General features: G+C 72.8%; 19 protein-coding genes. 7 read left to right on the top strand and 12 right to left on the bottom strand.

Annotation, left to right across the window (positions count from 1 at the left end; all coding sequences use genetic code 11):
• Window positions 1–48 precede the first annotated feature (48 nt).
• The 4 genes from BG482_RS15230 to BG482_RS15215 form a co-directional block, all read right to left on the bottom strand.
• On the bottom strand, window positions 49–1,512 hold the full coding sequence (locus BG482_RS15230) for an aldehyde dehydrogenase family protein (RefSeq protein WP_069769554.1): 1,464 nt from the start codon (window positions 1,510–1,512) through the stop codon (window positions 49–51).
• Window positions 1,509–3,239 carry an amidohydrolase family protein gene (locus BG482_RS15225; protein ID WP_069769553.1) on the bottom strand — a complete coding sequence of 577 codons (1,731 nt, stop codon included), beginning with the start codon at window positions 3,237–3,239 and terminating at the stop codon, window positions 1,509–1,511. Before BG482_RS15225 ends, BG482_RS15230 begins: the two co-directional genes overlap by 4 nt.
• 47 nt (window positions 3,240–3,286) lie before the next feature.
• On the bottom strand, window positions 3,287–4,405 hold the full coding sequence (locus BG482_RS15220; protein WP_079141828.1) for an LLM class flavin-dependent oxidoreductase: 1,119 nt from the start codon (window positions 4,403–4,405) through the stop codon (window positions 3,287–3,289).
• 108 nt (window positions 4,406–4,513) lie between these two features.
• Complete coding sequence (locus BG482_RS15215; RefSeq protein ID WP_069769551.1) at window positions 4,514–5,284, bottom strand: SDR family NAD(P)-dependent oxidoreductase; 771 nt, start codon at window positions 5,282–5,284, stop codon at window positions 4,514–4,516.
• Window positions 5,285–5,384: 100 nt separating this feature from the next.
• On the opposite strand from BG482_RS15215, the gene BG482_RS15210 reads away from it, so the two are divergent.
• Window positions 5,385–5,615, top strand: a complete 231-nt coding sequence (locus BG482_RS15210; RefSeq protein WP_069769550.1) for a hypothetical protein — start codon at window positions 5,385–5,387, stop codon at window positions 5,613–5,615.
• A gap of 6 nt (window positions 5,616–5,621) precedes the next feature.
• Here BG482_RS15210 and BG482_RS15205 read toward each other — a convergent pair whose 3' ends face one another.
• Both BG482_RS15205 and BG482_RS15200 read right to left on the bottom strand, forming a co-directional pair.
• Window positions 5,622–5,834, bottom strand: coding sequence for a hypothetical protein (locus BG482_RS15205; protein ID WP_069769549.1), 213 nt, complete (start codon window positions 5,832–5,834; stop codon window positions 5,622–5,624).
• 190 nt (window positions 5,835–6,024) lie between these two features.
• A complete protein-coding gene (locus BG482_RS15200) occupies window positions 6,025–6,873 on the bottom strand; it encodes a LysR family transcriptional regulator (RefSeq protein WP_069769548.1) in 849 nt (282 codons plus the stop codon).
• A 104-nt stretch (window positions 6,874–6,977) separates the two neighbouring features.
• Here BG482_RS15200 and BG482_RS15195 point away from each other — a divergent pair, with 104 nt between their 5' ends.
• Window positions 6,978–7,721 (top strand): SDR family oxidoreductase, encoded by a 744-nt coding sequence (locus BG482_RS15195; protein WP_069769547.1) that lies wholly within the window; start codon window positions 6,978–6,980, stop codon window positions 7,719–7,721.
• A gap of 86 nt (window positions 7,722–7,807) precedes the next feature.
• Here the strand turns inward: BG482_RS15195 and BG482_RS15190 are convergent, their stop codons facing one another.
• The 3 genes from BG482_RS15190 to BG482_RS15180 all read right to left on the bottom strand — a co-directional run bounded on the left by BG482_RS15190 (window position 7,808) and on the right by BG482_RS15180 (window position 11,188).
• A complete protein-coding gene (locus BG482_RS15190) occupies window positions 7,808–8,653 on the bottom strand; it encodes a serine protease (protein ID WP_107450580.1) in 846 nt (281 codons plus the stop codon).
• A gap of 355 nt (window positions 8,654–9,008) precedes the next feature.
• Entirely contained in the window at window positions 9,009–9,929 is a 921-nt protein-coding gene (locus BG482_RS15185; protein ID WP_107450581.1) for an LLM class F420-dependent oxidoreductase, read from the bottom strand.
• Window positions 9,926–11,188: an amidohydrolase family protein gene (locus BG482_RS15180; protein WP_069769544.1), complete on the bottom strand. Its 1,263-nt coding sequence runs from the start codon at window positions 11,186–11,188 to the stop codon at window positions 9,926–9,928. The genes BG482_RS15185 and BG482_RS15180 overlap by 4 nt, the downstream gene beginning before the upstream one ends.
• A gap of 207 nt (window positions 11,189–11,395) precedes the next feature.
• Here BG482_RS15180 and BG482_RS15175 point away from each other — a divergent pair, with 207 nt between their 5' ends.
• The gene (locus tag BG482_RS15175; RefSeq protein ID WP_069769543.1) at window positions 11,396–14,425 is read left to right on the top strand and encodes a BTAD domain-containing putative transcriptional regulator; all 3,030 of its coding nucleotides are present in this window, start codon (window positions 11,396–11,398) and stop codon (window positions 14,423–14,425) included.
• Between the two features lie 249 nt (window positions 14,426–14,674).
• On the top strand, window positions 14,675–14,872 hold the full coding sequence (locus BG482_RS15170; protein ID WP_069769542.1) for a hypothetical protein: 198 nt from the start codon (window positions 14,675–14,677) through the stop codon (window positions 14,870–14,872).
• 213 nt (window positions 14,873–15,085) lie between these two features.
• Here the strand turns inward: BG482_RS15170 and BG482_RS15165 are convergent, their stop codons facing one another.
• The gene (locus BG482_RS15165; RefSeq protein ID WP_079141827.1) at window positions 15,086–16,768 is read right to left on the bottom strand and encodes a FadD3 family acyl-CoA ligase; all 1,683 of its coding nucleotides are present in this window, start codon (window positions 16,766–16,768) and stop codon (window positions 15,086–15,088) included.
• A 95-nt stretch (window positions 16,769–16,863) separates the two neighbouring features.
• Between BG482_RS15165 and BG482_RS15160 the strand changes: the two genes are divergently transcribed.
• Genes BG482_RS15160 through BG482_RS15150 form a run of 3 tightly spaced genes read left to right on the top strand, consistent with a single transcriptional unit; the run spans window position 16,864 to window position 19,219 of the window.
• The gene (locus BG482_RS15160; protein WP_069769541.1) at window positions 16,864–18,009 is read left to right on the top strand and encodes a lipid-transfer protein; all 1,146 of its coding nucleotides are present in this window, start codon (window positions 16,864–16,866) and stop codon (window positions 18,007–18,009) included.
• A gap of 23 nt (window positions 18,010–18,032) precedes the next feature.
• On the top strand, window positions 18,033–18,449 hold the full coding sequence (locus tag BG482_RS15155; RefSeq protein WP_069769540.1) for a Zn-ribbon domain-containing OB-fold protein: 417 nt from the start codon (window positions 18,033–18,035) through the stop codon (window positions 18,447–18,449).
• Entirely contained in the window at window positions 18,446–19,219 is a 774-nt protein-coding gene (locus BG482_RS15150) for an enoyl-CoA hydratase/isomerase family protein (RefSeq protein ID WP_069769539.1), read from the top strand. Before BG482_RS15155 ends, BG482_RS15150 begins: the two co-directional genes overlap by 4 nt.
• Window positions 19,220–19,315: 96 nt before the next feature.
• Here the strand turns inward: BG482_RS15150 and BG482_RS15145 are convergent, their stop codons facing one another.
• Together BG482_RS15145 and BG482_RS15140 are read right to left on the bottom strand one after the other, a co-directional pair.
• On the bottom strand, window positions 19,316–19,828 hold the full coding sequence (locus BG482_RS15145; protein ID WP_256096376.1) for a hypothetical protein: 513 nt from the start codon (window positions 19,826–19,828) through the stop codon (window positions 19,316–19,318).
• A 137-nt stretch (window positions 19,829–19,965) separates the two neighbouring features.
• Entirely contained in the window at window positions 19,966–22,344 is a 2,379-nt protein-coding gene (locus tag BG482_RS15140) for a PQQ-binding-like beta-propeller repeat protein (RefSeq protein ID WP_069769537.1), read from the bottom strand.
• Window positions 22,345–22,510 lie beyond the last annotated feature (166 nt).

Genomic DNA, 22,510 nt, shown 5'->3' with positions numbered 1-22,510 from the left:
AGGGAAGCCGTCGAGACCGAGTGCGGGCGTGCCCCCGTCCGGCCGGGCTCACCCCGGCCAGACGATCGCCTGTACCTCGCTGTACGCGTGCAGCGCGTACGAGCCGACGTCGCGGCCGACCCCGCTCCTCTTGAAGCCCCCGAACGGCGCTTCCATGTTGCGGCCGACGGTGTTGACGCCGACGCCGCCGGCCCGCAGCCGTCGGGCCACGCGGAAGGCGCGGGCCACGTCGCCCGACCAGACGTAGTCGATGAGCCCGTAGTCGCTGTCGTTGGCCAGGGCGACGCCCTCCTCCTCCTCGTCGAAGGGGATGACGACGACCACCGGGCCGAAGATCTCCTCCCGGGCCACCCGCATGTCGTTGGTGCAGTCGGCGAGCAGGGTCGGCGCAACGTAGAAGCCCCGCTCCAGCGAGGGGCGTTCGCCGCCCGTCACAACCACCGCGCCCTCCTTGCGCCCCAGTTCGACGTACGACTCCACCCGGTCCCGATGGGCGGCCGAGATCACCGGGCCGACCACCGTGTCCGCCTCTCCGGGGTCGCCCACCGTCAACCGGGCCGCATACGCGCCGAGTCGCTCGACCAGCCGGTCGTACACCCCCCGCTGCGCCAGCACCCGTGTCGGCGCCGTGCAGATCTGGCCGCTGTAGAAGGAGAACGTGGTGCCGATGCCGGCCACCGCCGAGGCGACGTCCGCGTCGTCGAGGACGACCGCCGCGCCCTTGCCGCCCAGCTCCATCAGCTGGCGCTTCATCTGCCGCCCGCACACCTCGGCGATGCGCTGTCCGACGGCCGTCGAGCCGGTGAAGCTCACCATGTCGACGTCCGGCGACGACACGGCCGTCTCGCCGATCTCGACGGCCCGTCCCGAGACGACGTTCACCACCCCGCGCGGCACGCCCGCCGCCTCCAGCGCCTCCGCCATCCGGTAGACGGACAGGGGGTCCTGCGGGGCCGGTTTGACCACGACCGTGTTGCCCATCGCCAGGGCGGGGGCGATCTTCCCGGCCGGGTTCGCCCACGGGTTGTTGTAGGAGGTGATGCAGGTGACGACGCCGACGGGCTGGCGGACGGCCAGCGCGCCCATCACACCGGCCTTCCCCATCGGGCCCGCCTCGTTGATCTGCGGCGGGACCGGCCACTCGGCGGACTCCACGCGCGCGTACCGGCGGAAGCGGGCCGCGCCCACCCCGACCTGCATGGCGCGCGCCGTCCCGGTCGTCGCGCCCGTCTCCGCCCGGGCGAGCTCGGCGTAGGGCAGCAGCCGGGCCCGCACGATGTCGGCCGCACGGCCGAGGACCGCCGCACGCTCCTCCGGCGCGGTGCGCGACCACGGGCCGAACGCCTCGCGAGCCGCCGCGCAGGCCGCCCGCACCTGGTCCTGCGAGGCCTCCGGCGCCCAGCCGACGGTGCCCTCGGTCGCCGGGTCGACGACCTCGTAGTGCCCGGCGTCCGGCTCCATCCAGGCGCCGCCGACGAACAGGCGCTGTCCGTAGGCCGGTTCGCCGCTCATCCGGTGCTCACCGTCCTGGTGTCCCGGCCCGAGCGCAGCACCCGCCCCGGCACGGCGCCCGTCACCACGTCGTCCCGGATGACCGCCACGCCGTTGACCCAGACGGCCCGCACGCCGATCGCCCGGGAGTCCAGCCGGGGACTGTCGCCCGGCAGGTCGTGCACCAGGGTGGCCTTGCCCGCGTCGATCCGCGCCGGGTCGAACAGGACCAGGTCCGCGTGGAAGCCCTCCTGGATCCGGCCCCGTTCCCGCAGGCCGAACAGTTGCGCCGGGTCGTCGGTGAGCATCTTCACCGCCTGCTCCAGACCGGCCAGCTTCCGGCCGCGCAGGCAGTCGCCCAGGAAGCGGGTGGTGTACGGGGCTCCGCACATGCGGTCCAGGTGGGCGCCGGCGTCGGAGCCGCCGAGCAGGACGTCCTCGTGGCTCCAGGTCTGCGCGCGCAGCGCCCATGAGCCGGGGTCGTTGTCCGTGGGCATCGGCCACAGGACCGTGCGCAGTTCGTCGGCCGCGCAGATCTCGACCAGACAGGCGAACGGGTCGAGGCCGCGTTCGGCGGCGATGTCCCGGACGACCCGTCCGGTGAGGCCCTCGTTGGCCGCGCTGTAGGTGTCGCCGATGACGTACCGCCCGAAGTCGGCCAGCCGCCGGAAGACGCCCGCCTCCCTGGAGTCGGCCCGCCGCAGCATCTCGGCCCGCACGCCCGGGTCCCGCAGCCTCTCGATGCGCTCCGGGACGGGCAGGCTCAGGACCGGCCCCCAGCCGGGGATCAGGTTCAGCGCGCAGAAGGTGCCCAGGGACATGTTCATCGGCGTGAGGATCGGCATCGTGAGCGCCACGACCCTGCCGCCCGCCTTGCGGGCCCGCTCGCTCGCGGTGAGCTGCCGGGGCACCCGCTCCGGGACGGCCGCGTCGACGGTGAGGACGTTCCAGTTCAGGGGGCGTCCGGCCGCCGCGCTCATCTCGACGAACAGGTCGATCTCGGCGTCGCTGAACTGGTCCAGACAGCCGGCGACGATGGCCTCGATCTGGGTGCCCTCGTGCTCGCCCACGGCCCGCGACAACGCCAGCAGCTCGGCGGGAAGCGCGTGCCGGGAGGCGACGGGCCGGCCGTCGCCGTCGGAGTGGGTGGACGACTGGGTGGTGGAGAAACCCCACGCCCCCGCCTCCATGGCCTCGTGCAGCAGCCGTACGATCTGGTCCAGTTGCTCCTCGCTGGGCTGTCCGCCCACCGCGTCCGGCCCCATCACGTACCGGCGCAGGGCGCAGTGGCCCACCATGAACCCCGCGTTGACGGCGATCCGCCCTTCGAGGGCGTCGAGGTACTCCCCGAACCCGTGCCAGTTCCAGGGCGCGCCCTCTTCCAGCGCGACCAGGGACATTCCCTCGACCTTGGACATCATGCGGCGCGTGTAGTCGGCGTCCTCGGGGCGGTCGGGGTTGAGCGGTGCGAGCGTGAAGCCGCAGTTCCCGGCCGCGACCGTGGTCACCCCGTGGTTCAGGGACGGGGTGGCGTACGGGTCCCAGAAGAGCTGGGCGTCGTAGTGCGTGTGCGGGTCGACGAACCCGGGGGCGAGGACGAGTCCGGCGGCGTCCTCGGCCGTGCGCGCCTCCTCGGCGACGGTTCCGATGACGGCGATCCGCCCGTCCCGGAGGCCGACGTCGGCGCGGAACGCGGGTGCACCCGTCCCGTCCACGACGGTCGCACCCTTGATCACGTGATCGAGCATGGGGGCTCCCTTTTCACCTGCGGGGACCTGTCCGGCCTCGTACGACCTCAGACGGTCCCGCGGAAGCGCGACGTCCGGTGAACGGGATCCGTGTCGATCTTCGGGATCACGTGCTCCCCGATCAGCCGGATCGTCTGCAGCGTCTCCTCCTTCGGCACGCCCACCGGCAGCCCGAACGACAGCTGGTCGGCCCCGGCCTGCTCCCACCGCTTGCACTGGCGGGTCACCTCGTCCGGGTCGCCGCAGATCAGCAGCTCCTCCTCGACGAGGAGCTCCACGAACTCGGCGTTGTACTCGGGCAGCGTCTCCGGCCAGACGGGGAAGCCCTCGGGGCGCGGGAAGGTGTCGTGGTAGCGGAACACCAGGGACGGCAGGTAGTGCAGTTCGCCCTCGACGGCGATCCGGATCGCCTCGTCGTGGGTGGGCGCGCAGATCGCCGTCGTCGTCACCATCACGTTGTCGTTGACGAAGTCCCCGATCGGCTCGGCGTTCACGACGGCCGTCTTGTACTGCTCCAGCACCCACTCCATGTCGGACACCTTCTGGATGCTGAAGCCCAGCACCCCGAGGCCCTTCTTCGCGGCCATCGCGTACGACGGCGGCGATCCGGCGGCGTACCACATCGCCGGGTGCGACTTCCCGTACGGCTTCGGCAGGATCTTGCGCGGCGGCAGCTGCCAGTGCTTGCCCTGGAAGCCGGCGTACTCGTCCTGAAGCCACATCTTGGGGAACTCGGCGATGGTCTCCTCCCAGATCTCCTTCGTGTGATTCATGTCGGTGATGCCGGGGAGGAAGCCGAGGATCTCGTGGGAGCCGGCGCCGCGGCCGGAGCCGAACTCGAAGCGGTTGCCGGTGAGGTGGTCGAGCATGGCGACCTTCTCGGCGACCTTGACCGGGTGGTTGACCTGCGCGAGCGGGTTGAAGATGCCCGAGCCGAGGTGGATGCGGTCGGTGGCGTGGGCGAGGTAGCCGAGGTAGACGTCGTTGGCGGAGAGGTGCGAGTACTCCTCCAGGAAGTGGTGCTCGGAGGCCCAGGCGTACTTGAAGCCGGACTTGTCCGCCTGGATGACGTACTCGGTCTCCTCCATCAGCGCCTTGTGCTCGGCGAGCGGGTCGGTCTCGCCGCGCTTGCCCACATATCCCTGTACAAAGAGCCCGAATTCCAAGGAGGTTCACCGTCCCCGGTTCTGAAGTCCACGATTTCTGACGGTTCGTCAGATCGACTGGCCCGACTGTCGCACCCGCCGCATGGAGGGTCAATACCTGACGACCCCTCAGATGACGCTGACCCCCGCCAGCCACCCTCCGTCGATCACGAACGGCTGGCCGGTGATGTAGGAGGAGTCGTCGCAGGTGAGGAACAGCGCGAGCCGGGCCACTTCCTCCGGGCGGCCGATGCGGCCCATCGGCACGAGCTTGCGGTACAGCCCGTCGATGGCCTTCGCGGTCTCCTCCCGGTCCGCGTCCGGGTCCAGCAGGGAGGGGTTGGACATGGCGGTGTCGATCGCGCCGGGGCACACGGCGTTGACCCGGATGCCCCGCGGGGCGAGCTCCAGGGCCGCGACCCGGGTGAGGCCGAGGACGGCGTGCTTGGTCGCCGCGTACGAGCCCACCGCCGCCATCCCGGTCACCGCGGTGTACGACGCCGTGTTGACGATCGTGCCGCCGTCGGCCATCACCGGCGCGACCGTCTTGACTCCGAGGAAGCAGCCGACCTGGTTGACCTGCACGACCTGCATGAATTCGTCGAGCGGCGTGTCGGTGAGGGCGTTGAAGCGCAGGATGCCGGCGTTGTTGACGAGGCCGTCGATCCGGCCGTGGGCCTCCTGCGCGGCGCGCACGGCCGACTGCCAGGCGTCCTCCCGCCCCACGTCGAGGTGGACGTACAGCGCTCCGATCTCCTCGGCGAGAGCCGCGCCCTGTTCGTCCAGGACGTCGGCGATCACCACCTCGGCGCCCTCCGCCCGGAACAGCCGGGCCTCCTGCTCTCCCTGGCCGCGCGCGGCGCCGGTCACGAGGACGACGCGTCCGTCGAGCTTTCCCATGCCGAACCCCTTCGCATCGCATCACTGGAACTCAGCATCGTAGCGCTCGATCTGACGCAGCGTCAGATAGCGGCCTGTTCGGATTCGTCGAGCACCCGGGTTGCACAAGCACACAGAGGACGGATTCACCGCCGACGCCGGTTCCAGGCAGATCCTGAAGAACGGGACTCCCGACGGGCGGCTCCGGCTGCGGAACGCGAAATGCGGCACCCCTGAAGCCGACGGCATCCTGACATCGGCCGACAGCCTGCGGGCCGAGCCCGGATTCGGCCAGGGCGGCGGCAACGTCGCCGACGTGGACATACCCCTCCCGGAGATTCCGGCGCTCTGATGGTTCTCAGGTGCGAAGCACGGGCGCGTCGGCCCCGGCGGGCGTCCGCCGGGCTTCCTCCCGCAGCGCGGCGCACGCGGCGGCCGAGAGGCAGGTGTGCCCGACGATCGCCGCCGCGTAGGGGTCGTCCGTGGCCGGCCGGTCCGCGTGCGGCCAGTCGCCCTCGGCGCAGGCGAGGGCGAGGGCGAGAGGCTGGGCGGAACGCTCGGCGGATCGCACTGGTGGGGTCCTTCCGCCGGGCCGTCGGGTCCGTACGCTCGCGCGTACGCGGCTCGGCGTGAACGTGCTCAACGGTTCAGTGAGTGGTGTGGAGCGATGCCGGGCAAGGGCGCCACGTCGGACCCGGCCGCGGCGGACCGGACGGCGTCCCCGAAATCCAGCACGGTGTCCCGGCTTCGACCGCCGTCGGTCACAGGGCGGTGGCGGCGCGGACCAGCCCCGCGACGGCCGCCGAACGGCTGTGCGGGGGCCAGGCGATGACCGTGGTGACGTGGGGGGCGTCGGGGACCGGTACGGCGGTGAGGTCCTCGCGCAGGCCGGTGCGGCCCGACTCCGGCACGACCGCGCAGGCGCGGCCGAGGGCGATGAGCTGGGTGAGTTGCGTGTGGTCGCGCACCTGCGGTCCGGGGCCGTCCGGGAAGGTGCCGTCAGGGCGGGGCCAGCGGGGCAGGGGCAGGTCGGGAAGGCCGGTGACCTCGGCGAGCCGCACGTGGGGGCGGGCGCCGAGAGGATGGCCCACCGGGAGGATCGCGACCTGGCCCTCGCAGAGCAGGTCCTCGGTGTCGAAGCCGGCCGTGTCGTCGAACGGCCGATGCAGCAGGGCTACGTCGGCCCGGCCGTCGTGCAGCAACCGTGCCTGCTCGCCCGGCCCGCACAGCACGACGTCCACGGCGACGGCGCCCGGCTCGGCGGCGTAGGCGTCGAGGAGTTTCGCCAGCAGTTCACCGGAGGCCCCCGCCTTCGCGGCCAGGACCACGGCGGGGCGGCCGGTCGCCGCGAGGGCGGCCCGGCGGGTGCGTCGTTCGGCGGCCTCGACGGCGTCCAGCGCCGCCCGCGCCTCCCGCAGCAGCACCGCCCCTGCCCCGGTCAGGGCGACACCCCGGCTGCCGCGCTCCAGCAGGAGGGCGCCCAGGCGGCGTTCGAGCCCGCCGATCGCCCGCGACAGCGGGGGCTGTGCGATCCCGAGCCGCCGCGCGGCCCGGCCGAAGTGCAGCTCTTCGGCGACCGCGACGAAGTACCGCAGCTCACGTGTCTCCACCCCGCCAGCCTAACCGGGACGACCAGGGGCGATACCCGGGCGGTATCGCCGCCCACCCAGTCGGTCTTGGACGCCCGGTCCGACGGGGGAGAAGTATCGACGTCATGAGTGAGACGAACACCGTGAACCACCACAAGGTCGCCCTGGTGACCGGGGCCAACAAGGGCATCGGGTACGAGATCGCCGCCGGGCTCGGCGCCCTCGGCTGGTCCGTCGGGATCGGCGCGCGGAACGAGGAGCGGCGCGAGGCCGCTGTGGACAGGCTGCGCGCGGCCGGAGCCGACGCGTTCGGCGTGCCGCTGGATGTGACCGACGACGAGGGCGTGACAGCGGCGGCTCGGCTGCTGGAGGAGCGGGCCGGACGGCTGGACGCGCTCGTCAACAATGCGGGGATCACCGGCGGCGGACCGCAGGAGCCCACCACGGTCGACGTGAACCGGGTGAGGGCGGCCGTGGAGACGAACGTGATCGGCGTCATCCGCGTCACCAACGCCCTGCTCCCTCTGCTGCGCCGCTCGCCGTCGCCGCGGATCGTGAACGTCTCCAGCAGCGTCGGCTCCCTCACCCGCCAGACCACGCCTGGCGCCGAGACGGGCCCCATCGCCGTGGCCTACGCTCCGTCGAAGACGTTCCTCAACGCCGTCACCGTGCAGTACGCCAAAGAACTGGCCGACACCCACATCCTGATCAACGCCGTCTGCCCCGGCTACACGGCGACCGACCTCAACGGCTTCCGGGGAGTGCGCACCCCCCAGCAGGGAGCGGCCGCCGCGATCCGGCTGGCCACCGTGCCGGCCGACGGGCCCACGGGCCGCTTCTTCGACGACGAGGGAGAGGTGCCCTGGTGACGCGCTTCCGGATCGCGCCGACGTGAGGCACCTTCTCGACCTGCCGGCACTGCGGCGAGCTTCCGGGTTGCTGCCCGGCCGGGGATTCAGCGGCCGGCCGGCGGCCTGTTGTTGACGGCGTCGTCGTACAGCTTCTGGGCGTCGGCGTCGAGATAGGAGCTGTAGGAGATGTCGTCGACGTCACCGCCGGTGTGCCAGCCGCCGATCACGCCGACGATTCCCCATCCCGCCGTCTTCTTGACGAGGAACGGGCCGCCGGACGCGCCCCCCGAGTACGCCTTGCACGCGATGCGCAGGAAGCTTCCGGGGATCTTGGGGTCTGAGCTGTTGTAGCGCACGGTCTTGTCCGTGCAGTCCAGTGGCCCCTTCTGGGCACTGGGGTAGCCGATGAGGCGGACGGGATCGTGCTCGTAGCCTGCACCGACGAGGAGGTCGGCGCCGCCGACGACGTCCTGTACGTTCACGCCGCCGCGGGGTTCGAGCTGCAGGAAGCCGAAGTCCAGGTCGGCTGCGGCGTCGGGGCCTTTGGCGAGGTACCGCTTGTCGACGTAGACGCGGCCGGGCTTGACGGTGAAGGATCCGAAGGGCTTTTTCCCCGCGTTGTACTGGGGGACGAAAGTGACGTTTTTTCGCGCATTCCGGTCGTCGAAGCAGTGCCCCGCACTCATGACAAGGTTCTTGCCGGGACTGTTGACGACTGTCCCTCCGCAGAAGCGGCCGGTACGGGTTCCGTCGTCGAAGAAGAAGGTGCCGACGATCGGTATGCCCGCAAAGGGTTTGCTGGATGAGGCGGCGACGCCGCGGCGGGCGGCGTCGTCTGCGGACTCTCCGCCGGCGACGGGCTGCGCCGCACGCATGCGTTCGGGCGTCCAGTAGGCGTCCGCCTCGGCAGACGTGAAACCTCGGGCGTCCTTGTCGCCCGCTGCCGGCACCGGAGTCGGCGACGATATGGATTCCGCTTGTGCCGGCGTCTGCGGCAGCACGGCGAATGCACATATCCCCATGAGAACGGCGAGCGTCCCTTTTGTCTTCAAGTTGCTTCTCCATGGTCAAAGGAGAGGCAGAACACCGCGCGTCGCGCTGCCCCCCGGATCCGCCATGATTACAGGATGACCCGCAACAAGGTGAAGATTCCCACGACCATATGACGGGAAGTCGGCTTCCAGCGGAAGGGCCACCGACCTCCCGGGGTCCCGCGCGGCAGGCGGCCTCGACCGGCTCGGCCGGAATGCCGTCGGCACCGCGGGGTGGTGGGCGCGGGCCGGGAGGTGCGGCGACCGGGCGGCCCTACAGCAGTGGCCCCACCGCCGCGCCGAACTCCGTCATCTGGTCGACGAGTTCGGCTCGGCTTCGGCAGCGGAAGCGGACCTGGATCTGGTCGACGCCCATCGCCGGGTAGGCCCGCAGGGACGCGGCCAGCGCCTCCGGCGGGCCGGTGAGGGTGCGGCGGCCGACGTCCCAGGCAGGCGTGCCGACGTACAGGGGCTCGGTGATGGCGCCGATGGTGAGGGGCGCGGCGACGCCGGCGTCCTCGCGCAGGCGTCGGAGCTTCTCGATCTGCGCGGGCAGCCGCTCCCTCGGGTCGCCCTGGGGCAGCCAGCCGTCGCCCTTGAGCGCGGCCCGGCGCACGGCGGCCGGGGAGGATCCGCCGACCCAGAGGGGGACGCGGGCCTGCGCGGGGCGGGGCCGCTGGCCGAGCCCCTCGAAGTCGTACGCCTTCCCGTGGTGGGAGGGGAACTCCTGTGGCCCGAGCGCGGCGCGCAGGGCGTCGATCGTCTCGTCCAGGACCGCGCCGCGCCGCTCGAAGTCCGCGCCCAGCGCCTCGAACTCCTCCCGCACGTGTCCCGCGCCGACCCCGAGGACGAGGCGGCCCCCGCTGAGGTGGTCGAGGGTGGCGTACTGCTTGGCCGTCAGAAGGGGATGGCGCAGGCCGACGACGGCGACGTGACTGAGCAGGCGCACGCGGGTCGTCACGGCCGCGAGGTGGGCGAGGGTGGCCACCGGGTCGTACCAGACGGTGCTCATGGCCTCGGCCAGCCGGCGCGGGATCGCCACGTGGTCGCAGGCGGCGACGTAGGCGAAGCCGGCCCGGTCGGCGGCCCGGGCGATCTCGACGAGGTCGGCGGGGCCCGCGTCGGCCTCCCAGGGCTCGGCGTAGATCGTCGACTGGGACTGGACCGGCAGTTGGATGCCGTACGCGACGCTCACCGCGGGCTCCACAGGCCGTCCTCGGTCAGTCCCAGCAGCTCGATGGCGTTGCCCCGCACGATCCGCTCGACCACGTCCGGGTCCAGATGGCCCATCTGCGCCTCGCCGACCTCCCGCGACTTCGGCCAGGTGGAGTCGGAGTGCGGGTAGTCGGTCTCGTAGAGGACGTTCCCGACGCCCACGGAGTCGAGGTTGCGCAGCCCGAAGGCGTCGTCGAAGAAGCAGCCGTAGACGTGGTCGGCGAACAGCTCGGACGGCGGACGGTGGACCTTGTCCGCGACGCCGCCCCAGCCCCGGTTCTCCTCCCACACCACGTCGGCGCGCTCCAGGATGTAGGGGATCCAGCCGATCTGGCCCTCCGCGTACATCACCTTCAGGTTCGGGAAGCGCTCGAACTTGCCGCTCATCAGCCAGTCGACCATCGAGAAGCAGCAGTTGGCGAAGGTGATGGTGGAGCCGACGGCAGGCGGGGCGTCCGCCGACGTGGACGGCATACGGCTGCTGGAGCCGATGTGCATGGCGACGACCGTGCCGGTCTCGTCGCAGGCGGCGAGGAAGGGGTCCCAGTAGTCGGTGTGCACGGAGGGCAGGCCCAGGTGCGGGGGTATCTCGGAGAAGGCGACCGCACGGACCCCGCGGGCCGCGTTGCGCCGGACCTCGGCCGCCGCCAGTTCGGCGTCCCAGAGCGGGACCAGGGTGAGCGGGATGAGCCGGCCCCCGGCAGCGGGCCCGCACCACTCCTCCACCGTCCAGTCGTTGTAGGCGCGTACGCACAGCAGGCCCAGCTCGTGGTCGGCGGCCTCGGTGAAGGTCTGGCCGCAGAAGCGCGGGAAGGTGGGGAAGCAGACGGCGGACTGGACGTGGTTGACGTCCATGTCGGCGAGCCGGGAGGGGACGTCGTAGGAGCCGGGGCGCATCTGCTCGTAGGTGATGACCTCCAGCTTGATCTCGTCCCGGCTGAAGCCGACGGCGGTGTCCAGGCGGGTGAGGGGGCGCTGCAGGTCTTCGTAGAGCCACCAGTCGCCGATCGGACCGTCGTCGCCGGGCTCGCCCATGACGGGTTTGAAGCGGCCGCCCAGGAAGGTCAGTTCCTTGAGCGGGGCGCGGACGGTGCGCGGGCCGACGTCGAGGTACTTCTTCGGCAGACGGTCCTGCCAGACGGTGCTGGGTTCCACGGTGTGGTCGTCGACGGAGATGATCAGCGGGAGCGGTGCGGCGGTCGGCGAGGCGGCGGTCGAGGCGGTCGCTGAGGTGTCCATGGGGGCACGGTAGCGCTGAACTGACGACCCGTCAGCTAGCCTGCGGGAGCCGCTGGTGATCGACTGTGTGCGAATGTGTGCGCAGAGGGGGTGAGGGGTCTGCGCCCTCCCGTGAGCCGCGCTGTGATCGGCGTCTCGCGCAGCTGACGGTCTTGGCGCGGACAGGGCAAACTGGGCTGGTACTTCGGATGCCTAAGGGGAGCCCTGATGGACGACCGCGCAGAGCACGGCGGCCCACGTGTGCCGCAGCAGAGGCGCCCCGGTTCTCCCGGGGAGCCCGCCGCGCTGCGCTTCGACGTGCTCGGCCCGGTGCGCGCCCGGCGCGGCGAGGAACAGCTGGCCACCGGATCCCCCCAACAACGCGCGCTGCTGGCCGCTCTGTTGCTGCGCGAGGGCCGGACCGCCACGGCCGCCGAGCTGATCGACGCGCTGTGGGGGGAGGACCCGCCGTCACAGGCGCTGGCCGCGGTGCGCACGTACGCCTCCCGGTTGCGCAAGGCGCTGGACCCGCGCGTCCTGGTGAGCGAGTCGGGCGGGTACGCGGTGCGCGGGCTGGGCGAGGGCGCCCTGGATCTGGCGGTGGCGCAGGAGCGCGCGGCCGAGGCGGAGAAGGCGAGGGCGGCCGGTGACCTGGGCCGGGCCCGGGAGGTGCTGAAGCAGGCGCTGGGCCTGTGGGACGGCGAGGCGCTGGCCGGCGTCCCCGGGCCCTACGCGGAGGCCCAGCGCGTCCGGCTGGAGGAGTGGCGGCTCGGGCTGCTGGAGGCCCGCCTGGACATGGACCTGGAGCAGGGCTGCCACGCGGAGGCGGTCTCGGAGCTGACGGCGCTGACGGCCGCGTACCCGCTGCGCGAGCGGTTGCGCGAGCTGCTGATGCTGGCGCTGTACCGCAGCGGCCGGCAGGCGGAGGCACTCGCGGTGTACGCGGACACCCGGCGGCTGCTGGCCGAGGAGCTGGGGGTGGATCCGCGCGCGGGACTGCGCGAGCTGCAGCGTCGCATCCTGCAGGCCGACCCGGAGCTCGCCGAGCCGTCCGCGCCGGCCGAGCAGCCCACGGTGGTGCAGGTGCGTCCCGCCCAACTCCCGGCGACCGTACCCGACTTCACCGGGCGATCGGCGTTCGTGCGGGAACTGAGCGAGGTGCTGGCGGCGGCTTCCGGGACCGGTGCGGGCGACGGGACGGGACGGGTGATGGCCGTGTCCGCGCTGGCCGGGATCGGGGGCGTCGGCAAGACGACCCTCGCCGTGCACATCGCCCACCAGGCCCGCTCCGCGTTCCCCGACGGGCAGTTGTACGTCGACCTCCAGGGGGCCGGGGCCCGGGCGGCCGAGCCCGAGACGGTGCTGGGCTCGTTCCTGCGGGCGCTCGGCACGGCCGACTCGGCGGTGCCGGACTCCCTGGCGGAACGCGCGGCGCTGTACCGCTCCGTGCTGGACGGACGCCGGGTCCTGGTGCTGCTCGACAACGCGCGGGACGCGGCGCAGGTGCGGCCGCTGCTGCCGGGCACGGAGGGCTGCGCGGCGCTGGTCACCAGCCGGGTCCGGATGGTCGACCTGGCGGGCGCCCATCTGGTCGACCTGGACGTGATGTCCCCGGACGAGGCGCTGGCCCTGTTCACCCGCATCGTAGGCGAGGAGCGGGTGGCGTCGGAGCGCAAGGCCGCCCTGGACGTGGTGGCGGCCTGCGGCTTCCTGCCGCTGGCCATCCGCATCGCGGCGTCCCGCCTCGCGGCGCGCCGCACCTGGACGGTGTCGGTGCTGGCGGCGAAGCTCGCCGACGAGCGGCGCAGACTGGACGAACTGCAGGCCGGCGACCTCGCCGTGAAGGCGACCTTCGAGCTCGGCTACGGCGCGCTGGAGCCGGCCCAGGCCCGCGCGTTCCGTCTGCTGGGCCTGGCGGACGGACCGGACATCTCCCTCGCGGCGGCCGCCGCCGTCCTGGACCTGCCGCTGGAGGACGCCGAGGACCTGCTGGAGTCCCTGGTGGACACCTCCCTGCTCGAGTCCGCGGCCCCCGGCCGCTACCGCTACCACGACCTGGTGCGGTTGTACGCGCGGGCCTGCGCGGAACGCGACGAGGAGCCGGCCGGCGCGGGGTCGTCCGCCGCGCCTTCCGGGCTGCGGGGGACGGAGGCCGCGATGTCGCGGCTGCTGGACTTCTACCTGGCCACCGCCACGGGCGTCTACGCGATCGAGCGGCCCGGGGAGCGCGTGCTGGACCACCTGAGCCGCGGCAGCTACCCGGGCCTGGAGTTCCCCGACCGCGGCCAGGCCCTGGACTGGCTGTTCACCGAGGCGAGCGGACTGCTGGCGGCGGTGCAGCAGACCGGCACGGCGGGCATGCTGCGGCGCGCCGCCGACCTGCTCTTCGCCGCCGTCGACCTCGGGGAGTCGGGGATCAGCTCACGCCAGTACGTGCTGGCGGCCACCGCGGTGGTCACGGCGGCACAGCGCACCGGGGACGCCTACGCCGAAGGCAGAGCCCGGCTGATGCACAGTCATATCCTGGGCGTGTCCGGCCAGTTCACCGAGTCGGACCGGGAGGCGGGCGCCGCGCTGACGCTGGGCCTCGCCGCCGGTGACCCGGTCGTCTGCGCTCAGGCGCCCAACCAGCAGGGCATCATCGCCCTCTACACCGGCCGGCACGACGAGGCGGAGCAGCACCTCACGGAGGCGCTGGCCGCGTTCCGCGCGGACCGGAACTCGCCGGGCGAGGCAAGCGCACTGTGCAACCTGTCCCGGGTCCATCTGGCGACCGGCCGCATCGACAGCGCCGTCTCCCTGGCCCGGCAGGGCGTCGCCATCTACGAGCGCGACGACACCGGCATGGCCCTGCGCCTGGCCAACGGGAAATACGCGCTGGGGCTGGCGCTGACCAGCGCCGGGGAGATCACACCGGCGCTCGAGGCGCTGACCGACGCGCTCGGCATGTTCCAGGACGCCCGGCAGCAGCTGTGGCACGGCATGACCCTCTTCCGGCTCGCCGAACTCCATCTCGCCGACCACGCCCCGGCCCGCGCCGCGGCCTGTGCGGAGCAGGCCCTCGCCGTCCTGCACGGCATCGGCGGAGACTGGCGGCGCGCCAACGTCCTGACCGCCCTCGGCCGGGGTCTGCACGGCGTCGGCCAGCTCGACCGGGCGCGGGTGTGCTGGCAGGAGGCCCTGACGGCGTTCGAGGCGCTGAAGTCACCCGAGGCGGCGGATGTACGCTCGCTGCTGGCCTCGGCGCCGGTCGGGTGAGGGTCACGCGAAGGCGTTCATCGTTCGTTTATCGCCGTGCGGCACTGTCAGTCGTGCCGGACCGTCGCGTCGGGGGGCAGACGGCTCGGTGCGACGGCCGCGTCGCTGAGCGGGGTCTTGTGGATCAGGCCACAGGACGCCGCCCGGGGTGAACGGCCGTGCGGGATCCGCCCGGCAATCCACGGGGGTACTGCCGGGCGGTCCCGCTCCCATCCGCTGCGTCACGCTTTCTTTTCTAGGAGTCACTTCATGGCCGACAACACCGGCACCGTCAAGCCCGCCGACTTCCACGCGACGAGCGAGAAGGCCGAGACCCCGGCGGTCGTCGCCGACTCCCGGCCGGCCGCGGACGCGGCGGGCGAGGAGATCGCCGCCAAGGACTTCCACGCCACCACCGAGCCGCTGAACAAGCCGGCCGACTTCCACGCGACCGACGAGACGGCCTGACACCAGCCACACCCGACGGGGATCGGCCGCGGCGGCGCGGAGGGGGCGCCGCCGCGGCCGAGGCATGCGGGGAACACGGACGGCGCCCGCTCAGGCCACCGTGTACTGCGTGTCCCCGAGCAGTCCGCGACGACCCGCAGTCCCCCTCCCCGGGCCCGCACGCAGCTGCTGGTGCCCCCTCCTCTTGACCGCCTCCCGGCCGACGCCGGTCATTCACACTCCCTCGTGTCCAGCTCGACGGCGTGACCCCGGTGGCGCTTCTCGGCGGCCGCGACCGACGTCGTACGGCTGACGCACCCCGCGCCCCCGCAGCTCCCCCTTCACCACCTTGCCGCTCGCGTTGCGGGGCAGTTCGGGTACGAACTCCACCGACCTGGGCACCTTGTAGTTCGCCATCTCGCGGCGGGCCCAGGCGATCAGGTCGTCGGCCGTCGACACCGCGCCCGCTCGCCGGACCACGTACGCCCTGCCCACCTCGCCCAGGCGGAGGTCGGGGACGCCGATCACGGCGACGTCGGCCACGTCCGGGTGCAGTCCCAGGAGTTGCTCTATCTCCGCCGGGTAGGCGTTGAAGCCGCCGACGATGAACATGTCCTTGATGCGGTCGGTGATGCGGAGGTTGCCCGCCGCGTCCAGGACGCCCACGTCCCCGGTGCGCAGCCAGCCGTCCGGGGTCAGCGCCTCCGCCGTGGCCGCCGCGTCCTCGTAGTAGCCGCGCATCACGTTGAAGCCCCGCACGAGCACCTCGCCCGGTGCGCCCGGGGCCGGCTCGGCGCCGCGGTCGTCGACCACCTTCACCTCCGTGCCCGGGATCGCCCGGCCCGAGGTGGTGGCGACGACGTCCGGCCCGTCGCCCCGCCGGCACATCGTGACGATGCCGCTCGCCTCCGACAGGCCGTAAGCCGTCAGCACCGTCTCCACGCCGAGTTCGCCCCGCAGCCGTTCCACCAGGCGGAGCGGGACCACCGCCGCGCCCGTCACCACCAGCCGCAGCGCCGAGAGGTCGTACTGGTCGCGGGCGGGGTGCTCCAGGAGGGACTGGTGGAGCGTCGGGGGGCCGGGCAGCACCGAGACCCGTTCCGAGGCCACGTGCGCCAGCACCGCGTCCACGTCGAACACCGGCTGCGGGATCATCGTCGCGCCCCGCATCAGGCAGGCGATCACCCCCGCCTTGTAGCCGAAGGTGTGGAAGAAGGGGTTCACGATCAGATAGCGGTCGCCGCGCCGCAGCCCCGCCAGGTCGGTCCAGATCCCGTACGCCCGCAGGGTCTGCGCGTGCGTGATCACCGCGCCCTTGGGGCGGCCCGTGGTGCCCGAGGTGAAGACGATGTCCGAGGGCTGGTCGCCGCGCACCGATTCCGCGCGCCGGCGGACCTCCGCCCCTCCCACGGCCTCCCCGCTCACCAGGAAGTCCTTCCAGGTGCGGAAGTCGACCGGGGCGTCGTCCGACAGCACGACCACCTGCTCCAGCGCCGGCAGGCCCGCCAGCGGTCCCGCCCCGGGGCCCTCCCCGGCCGCCCGCCGCAGTGACGCCACGTACGAGGCCCCGAGGAAGGTGCCGGTCACGAACAGCAGCCTGGCCCCGCTCCGGCGCAGCACGTCGGCCGCCTCGGCGCCCTTGAAACGTGTGTTGACGGGCACCAGCACCGCCCCTGCCGACACCGCGCCCAGGGCCGCGACCATCCACTCCAGAGTGTTCGGGGCCCAGATGCCGACCCGGTCGCCCGAGCGGACCCCGTTCGCCATGCAGGCCGCCGCCGCGCGCTCCACGCGGGCGCCGAGTTCGGCGTACGAGATCCGGGTGCGGCCCTCCACCACGGCCTCGGCGTCGGCGTACCGCTCGGCGGCCGCGCGCACCAGGCCCGGGATGCTGCCCCACTCCACGTCACCGCGCATCACGAGCCTCCCCGCCGATAGCTGACTACCCGTCAGATTAGCTGTAACCTGACGGACTGTCAGCCGCCATATCGCATTGCGGAGGTGCGCGCAGCGTGACCCTCAAGGACGCCACCGCCATCGTCGGCATCGGCCAGACCCCGTTCGCCAAGCACCTCCCCGAGTCCGAGAAGACGCTCGCCTGCCAGGCCGTCCTCGCCGCCCTCGACGACGCCGGGATCGCCCCGGACGAGGTCGACGCGCTCGCCTCCTACACGATGGAGGAGACGGACGAGGTCGAGCTGGCCAAGGCCGTCGGCTTCGGCGACCTCACCTTCTTCAGCAAGGTCGGCTTCGGCGGCGGCGGTTCGTGCGCCACCGTCGCGCACCTCGCCGCCGCGATCGCCGCCGGACAGGCGACGGTGGGCGTCGCCTGGCGCTCGCGCAAGCGGGGCAGCGGACCGCGCCCGTGGACCAACACGGCAGTCCAACTGCCCACCCCGGCCCAGTGGACCCGGCCCTTCGGACTGCTGCGGCCCGCCGACGAGATAGCCATGCTCGCCCGCCGCTACATGCACGAGTACGGCGCGACCCGCGACCACCTCTTCAACGTCGCCCTCGCCTGCCGCAACCGGGCCAACCAGAACCCGGCGGCGATCATGTACGAACGCCCGCTCACCCGCGAGATGTACATGACCGCCCGCTGGATCAGCGAGCCGCTCTGCCTCTACGACAACTGCCTGGAGACCGACGGGGCGTTGGCCTGCGTGATCGTCAGCAGGGAACGGGCCAGGGACTGCCGGCGGCGGCCCGTCTACGTGCACTCCGCCGCCCAGGGCCTGCCCGCCCAGCACCACGGCATGGTCAACTACTGGAACGACGACCCGCTCACCGGTCCCGCCTGGACCGCGGCCAGGCACCTGTGGAAGCACGCCGACCTCACCCCCGCCGACGTCGACGTCGCCCAGATCTACGACGCCTTCACCCCCCTCGTGCCGCTCTCCCTGGAGGGGTACGGGTTCTGCGGCCGGGGCGAGGGGGGCGCCTTCACCGAGGGCGGCGCGCTGGAGACGGGCGGACGGTTGCCGATCAACACCGGCGGAGGCGGCCTGAGCGAGGCCTATGTGCACGGCTTCAATCTGATCAACGAGGGCGTCAAGCAGCTGCGCGGGACCAGCACCGCCCAGGTGCCGGACGCCGCCGCCTGTCTCGTCACCGCCGGCGAGGGCGTCCCGACCTCCGCCCTGCTGCTCAGGAACTGACAGTCCGAGGAGTTGATCCCACGATGCTGACCCCCGTCACCGACGCCGACGGCGCCCCCTTCTGGCAGTACGCCGCCCAGGGCGAGCTCCGCGTCCAGGCCTGCGCCGACTGCGGCGAGCCCCGCTTCCCGCCCCGGCCCTGCTGCCCGCACTGCCAGTCCTTCGCGAGCGAGTGGCGGCCGACCTCCGGACGCGGGCGGATCTGGTCCTACGTCGTTCCGCACCCGCCCCTGCTGCCGGAGTACGCGGCGCGGGCCCCCTACAACGTGATCGTCGTCGAGCTGGCCGAGACGCCCCGGATACGGCTGGTGGGAAACCTGGTGAGCGGCCCGGGAGCCGCCCTGGACTCCTTTCCCGCCGACCGGATCCGGATCGGCGCCCGTGTGCAGGTCGTCTTCGACGGCGACGGGCTGCCGCAGTGGGTTCTGGAGCGGCCGTGAGCGTGCGCCTCGACGTCGACGAGGACACCGGCGTCGCGGTCGTCGCCCTCGACCGGCCGGACAGGCTCAACGCCATCGACCTCGCGACGGCGGGCGAACTCCGGCACGTCTGGCGGGGGTTGCGCTTCGACGACCGCGTCCGGGCCGTCGTCCTGACCGGGGCCGGAGGGCGGGCGTTCTGCACCGGGATCGACCGGGACGCCGTCGTGCCGCAGCCCGACTCCCCCTACATGCAGGACGATCCGCTGCTCACCGTCGGCCCCAAGGCCAACGACCTGTGGAAGCCGGTCGTCGCCGCCGTGGAGGGCATGGCCTGCGGAGGCGCCTTCTATCTGCTCGGGGAGTGCGAGTTCGTCGTCGCGGGCGCCGACGCCGTCTTCTTCGACCCCCACACCACGTACGGGATGGTCAGCGCCTACGAGTCGGTGCTCCTGGCGCAGCGCATGCCGTACGGGGAGGTCGCGCGGATGATGCTCATGGGCACGGCGGAACGGATCTCGGCGCGGCGCGCCCACGAGGTCGGTCTGGTCTCCGAGGTCACCGAGGCGGGCGGCGCGTTGACGGCGGCCGTCGCCTGCGCCGCCGTCGTCGCCGGGTATCCGCCCACCGGTGTCCAGGGGACGGTGCGGGCCCTGTGGGCGGCGAAGGACGCGGCCCGGGCCTGGGCGTTCGCACAGGCCCCTCACCTCATCACCCTGGGCAACCTGCCGAGCGAGAAACAGACGGAACTGTTCGCCGGACGATCAGCCGGTCGCCCGAGGATCCGCTGAAGCGCCGTCAGCGCCGCGACCGAGGCTGCCCTGGGGCAGGAGGGTGCGGGCGGGGGTGCGCGTGGTGCAGGCGTCGGTGCGGCGTGGGGCGTCCGGTCAGCTCGCCGGCGCGTACGGTTCCGGGTCGCAGTGGTCGACCTTCGCCGCGTCACCCGGGGAGGACAGGTCGACCTGGACCGTCGTCGTGTCGTTCCCGGCGACGTACGCGTCCTGGGTCCGCTCCTCCACCCGGTCGGACCGGGCGTCGAGGAAGCCGACCGTCACGGTGAACCGGGCGCCGGTCGCGTTCGGGTTGTCGACCCTGACGGTCGCGTGGGCCCTGCCCGGGGTCGCGCAGTCGATCAGTCGCACCGTGGCGTCCCGGAGCGCCGTGGACGGGCTGGACGAGCTGGACGAACCGCTGCCGCCGGAGGTGGCGTCCGAGTAGTCGTCATGGTCGTCGTAGTCGTGGTAGCGCGATCCGGAGGTGCCGCCGGTCGAGGACGAGGTGTCGTGGTCCTGGCCCGAGCTGCTGCACCCGCCGCCCCCGCCGCTGTGGCCGTGACTGCTGTGGCCGTGGCCTCTTCCCGTCGAGAAGCCGGTCAGCGCCAGGACGACGCATGTCGCCACCGCTGCGAACCTGAGTCTCTGCCCCCGTCGATCCATACGGACAGCCTAGGCAATGCCTGTCACGGCCATGTCACCACGGGGCGACCGGCCCGTCCCCGGCGGGGCGTACCGCGGCGACGGGCGCCGCGGTGGCCGGCTCACGCCGTTCGCGCGGTGCCCGTGCCCTTCTCGGCGTCCAGGGCGTACACACAGCGGTCCTTGCTGCACGCGTACACGACGCCGTCGCGGACCACCGGCGAACCGGTGATCTCGCCGCCGGTCGCCAGCTTCCAGCGCAACCGCCCGTCGTCGGCCTTCAGGGTGTACAGCAGGTGGTCCGTGGAGCCGAAGTGGATGCGGCCCTCCGCGACCGCCGGGGCGCCCACGATGTCGCCGCCCGCCTGGAAGCGCCACTTGGGCGTGCCGGTGACCGCGTCCAGGGTGTAGAGCCCCTTGCCGCTGCCGACGTGGACATGGCCGGCAGCCACCAGCACGGGGTCGACCGAGGAGCGGGCCTCGGTGGCGATGCGCCAGCGGTCGCGGCCGTCGGTGGCGTCGATCGCGTACACCGTGCCGAGGTAGTCGGCGAGGTAGACGCCGCCGCCGGTGACGGCCGGGCCGGGGACGAAGGTCGGCGGGGACAGGAAGACCGCCGGCGCCTCGAAGTGCCAGCGCACCATGCCGCTCGCGACGTCGACGGCGAGGACGCGGGTGCCGGCCGAGAGGTAGACGTTGCCGTCGGGGGCGGGGGTGACGCGGACCGGGACGCCGCCGCAGGAGGCCGTGTCGCCGATCGGGTACGTCCAGCGTTCCTCGCCGGTGCGGGCGTCCAGCGCTCTCAGCCGGGCGTCCTGCCAGACGAAGACCGTGCCCTCGTGCAGGACCGGCCCGGCCTCCGGGGACTCGAAGTCGGTCTGGCAGCCGGAGATCTCCCAGAGCTTCTGCCCGTTGGACGCCTCCCAGCCCTGGACGCCGCCGCCGCGCGTGCCGGTGACGACCGTGCCGCGCTCGGCCCTGAGCGAGTACACCCAGGCCTCCGTCGACAGCCGCCACAGATCGGCGCCCTCGCGGGCGTCCAGGGCGAACAGCGTGGGGCCGTCGGAGGCGTGGACGCGGCCGTCCGCGACCGCCATCGACCAGGCCACGTCCCGGGTCTTGAAACGACGGCGACCGGTCGCCACGTCCAGGGCGTGCACCTCGAAGGAGGTGACGTACACCAGGTCGCCGGCCACCGACGGGGTCCCCCACACGTCGTTCGACATGCGGAAACGCCAGGGCCGCCAGCCCGCCGGGGTCTCCGCGGGCGCACCCTGCGTGGCCGGGAGCGCCGTGTCGGCGCCGTTGACGCCGGGGTGCAGACGCGACCAGTTGGCGACCAGGCCCGGCTCGGCGAGCGGCGCCTTCACGGCGGCCGTGGCGCGCACGTCGGCCACGCGCGGACCGGGCCCGATCGGCACGGCCGCGCCGGCCAGCCGGACGGGACCGGTGTCGGGGGCGCCGACACCCACGGGCGGCTGGACCGGACGGGCGAGGACCACCGGATCGTGGGACGGCGGAGGCGGCACGTTGCCCCGGCCCAGCCCCACGCCGCCACCGCCGCCACCGCCGCTGCGCGGGCTCACGGGGGCCGGTTTCGCCGACCGGCCGCCCCGGCGGGTCTCGATGAGGGCGACCGCCTTCTCGGGCAGCCACGCCGAGGCCGTGCCGCTGTCGTCGGAGCCGGAGCCGAAGAGGTGGGGGGCGAGCTGGGCCTGCAGGTCGGCCGGGTTGGGCCGGGCCGTGGCGTCCATCTGCATACAGGACTCGATGAGCGGACGCAGCTCGTCGGGGAGACCTTCCAGGTCCGGGCCCTCGCGCAGCAGCATGAAGACCGTCTCGACCGGGTTGGCGCCGTGGAAGGGCGGATGGCCGGTGGCGGCGAAGACGAGCATCGAGCCGAGCGAGAACACGTCGCTCGCGCCGGTGACGCTCCGCGAGTCCTTCGCCTGCTCGGGCGACATGTAGGCGGGGGTGCCGACCGCCACGTTCGTCATGGTCAAACGGGTGTTCGAGACACCGGACGCGATGCCGAAGTCGATCACCCGGGGGCCGTCCTCGACCACGAGCACGTTGGACGGTTTCAGGTCACGGTGGACCAGCCCCGCGCCGTGGATCGACTGGAGGGCCTCCGCGACGCCCGCCGCGAGCCAGCGCACCGCCTGGGCCGGCATCGGCCCGCAGTCGTTCACTATCTCTTCGAGGGAGGGCGCGGGAACGTACGCGGTGGCCAGCCAGGGCACGGCGGCGCGCGGATCGGCGTCGACGACCGCGGCCGTGTAGAAGCCGGAGACCGCCCTGGCCGCCTCCACCTCACGCGTGAAGCGCACGCGGAAGAGCTGGTCCTCGGCGAGCTCCGTGCGGACCGTCTTGATCGCCACGCGCCGGCCCGAGGCCGAACGTGCCAGATAGACCAGCCCCATGCCGCCGGCACCCAGCCGTCCCAGCACCTCGAACGGCCCGATCCGCCGAGGATCGTGCTGCGTCAGCTGATCCACCACTTGCCTGCCACCTCCCCGTACGAGCCGCGCCACCCACTTGTGTACACGGCCCCGTGCAGCGTCTCACCACCGCACCGCCCTGGCGGCACGCACCCCGATTCTTCCTGGCCGGGCGGCCGGTTGCGAACCCGGGGGCAATCGGGGTGTCTCATTTCATATGCGGGCA

Source organism: Streptomyces sp. LUP30 (assembly GCF_001746365.1).
GTDB lineage: Bacteria > Actinomycetota > Actinomycetes > Streptomycetales > Streptomycetaceae > Streptomyces.
This window is presented reverse-complemented; position numbering and strand designations above follow the sequence as displayed.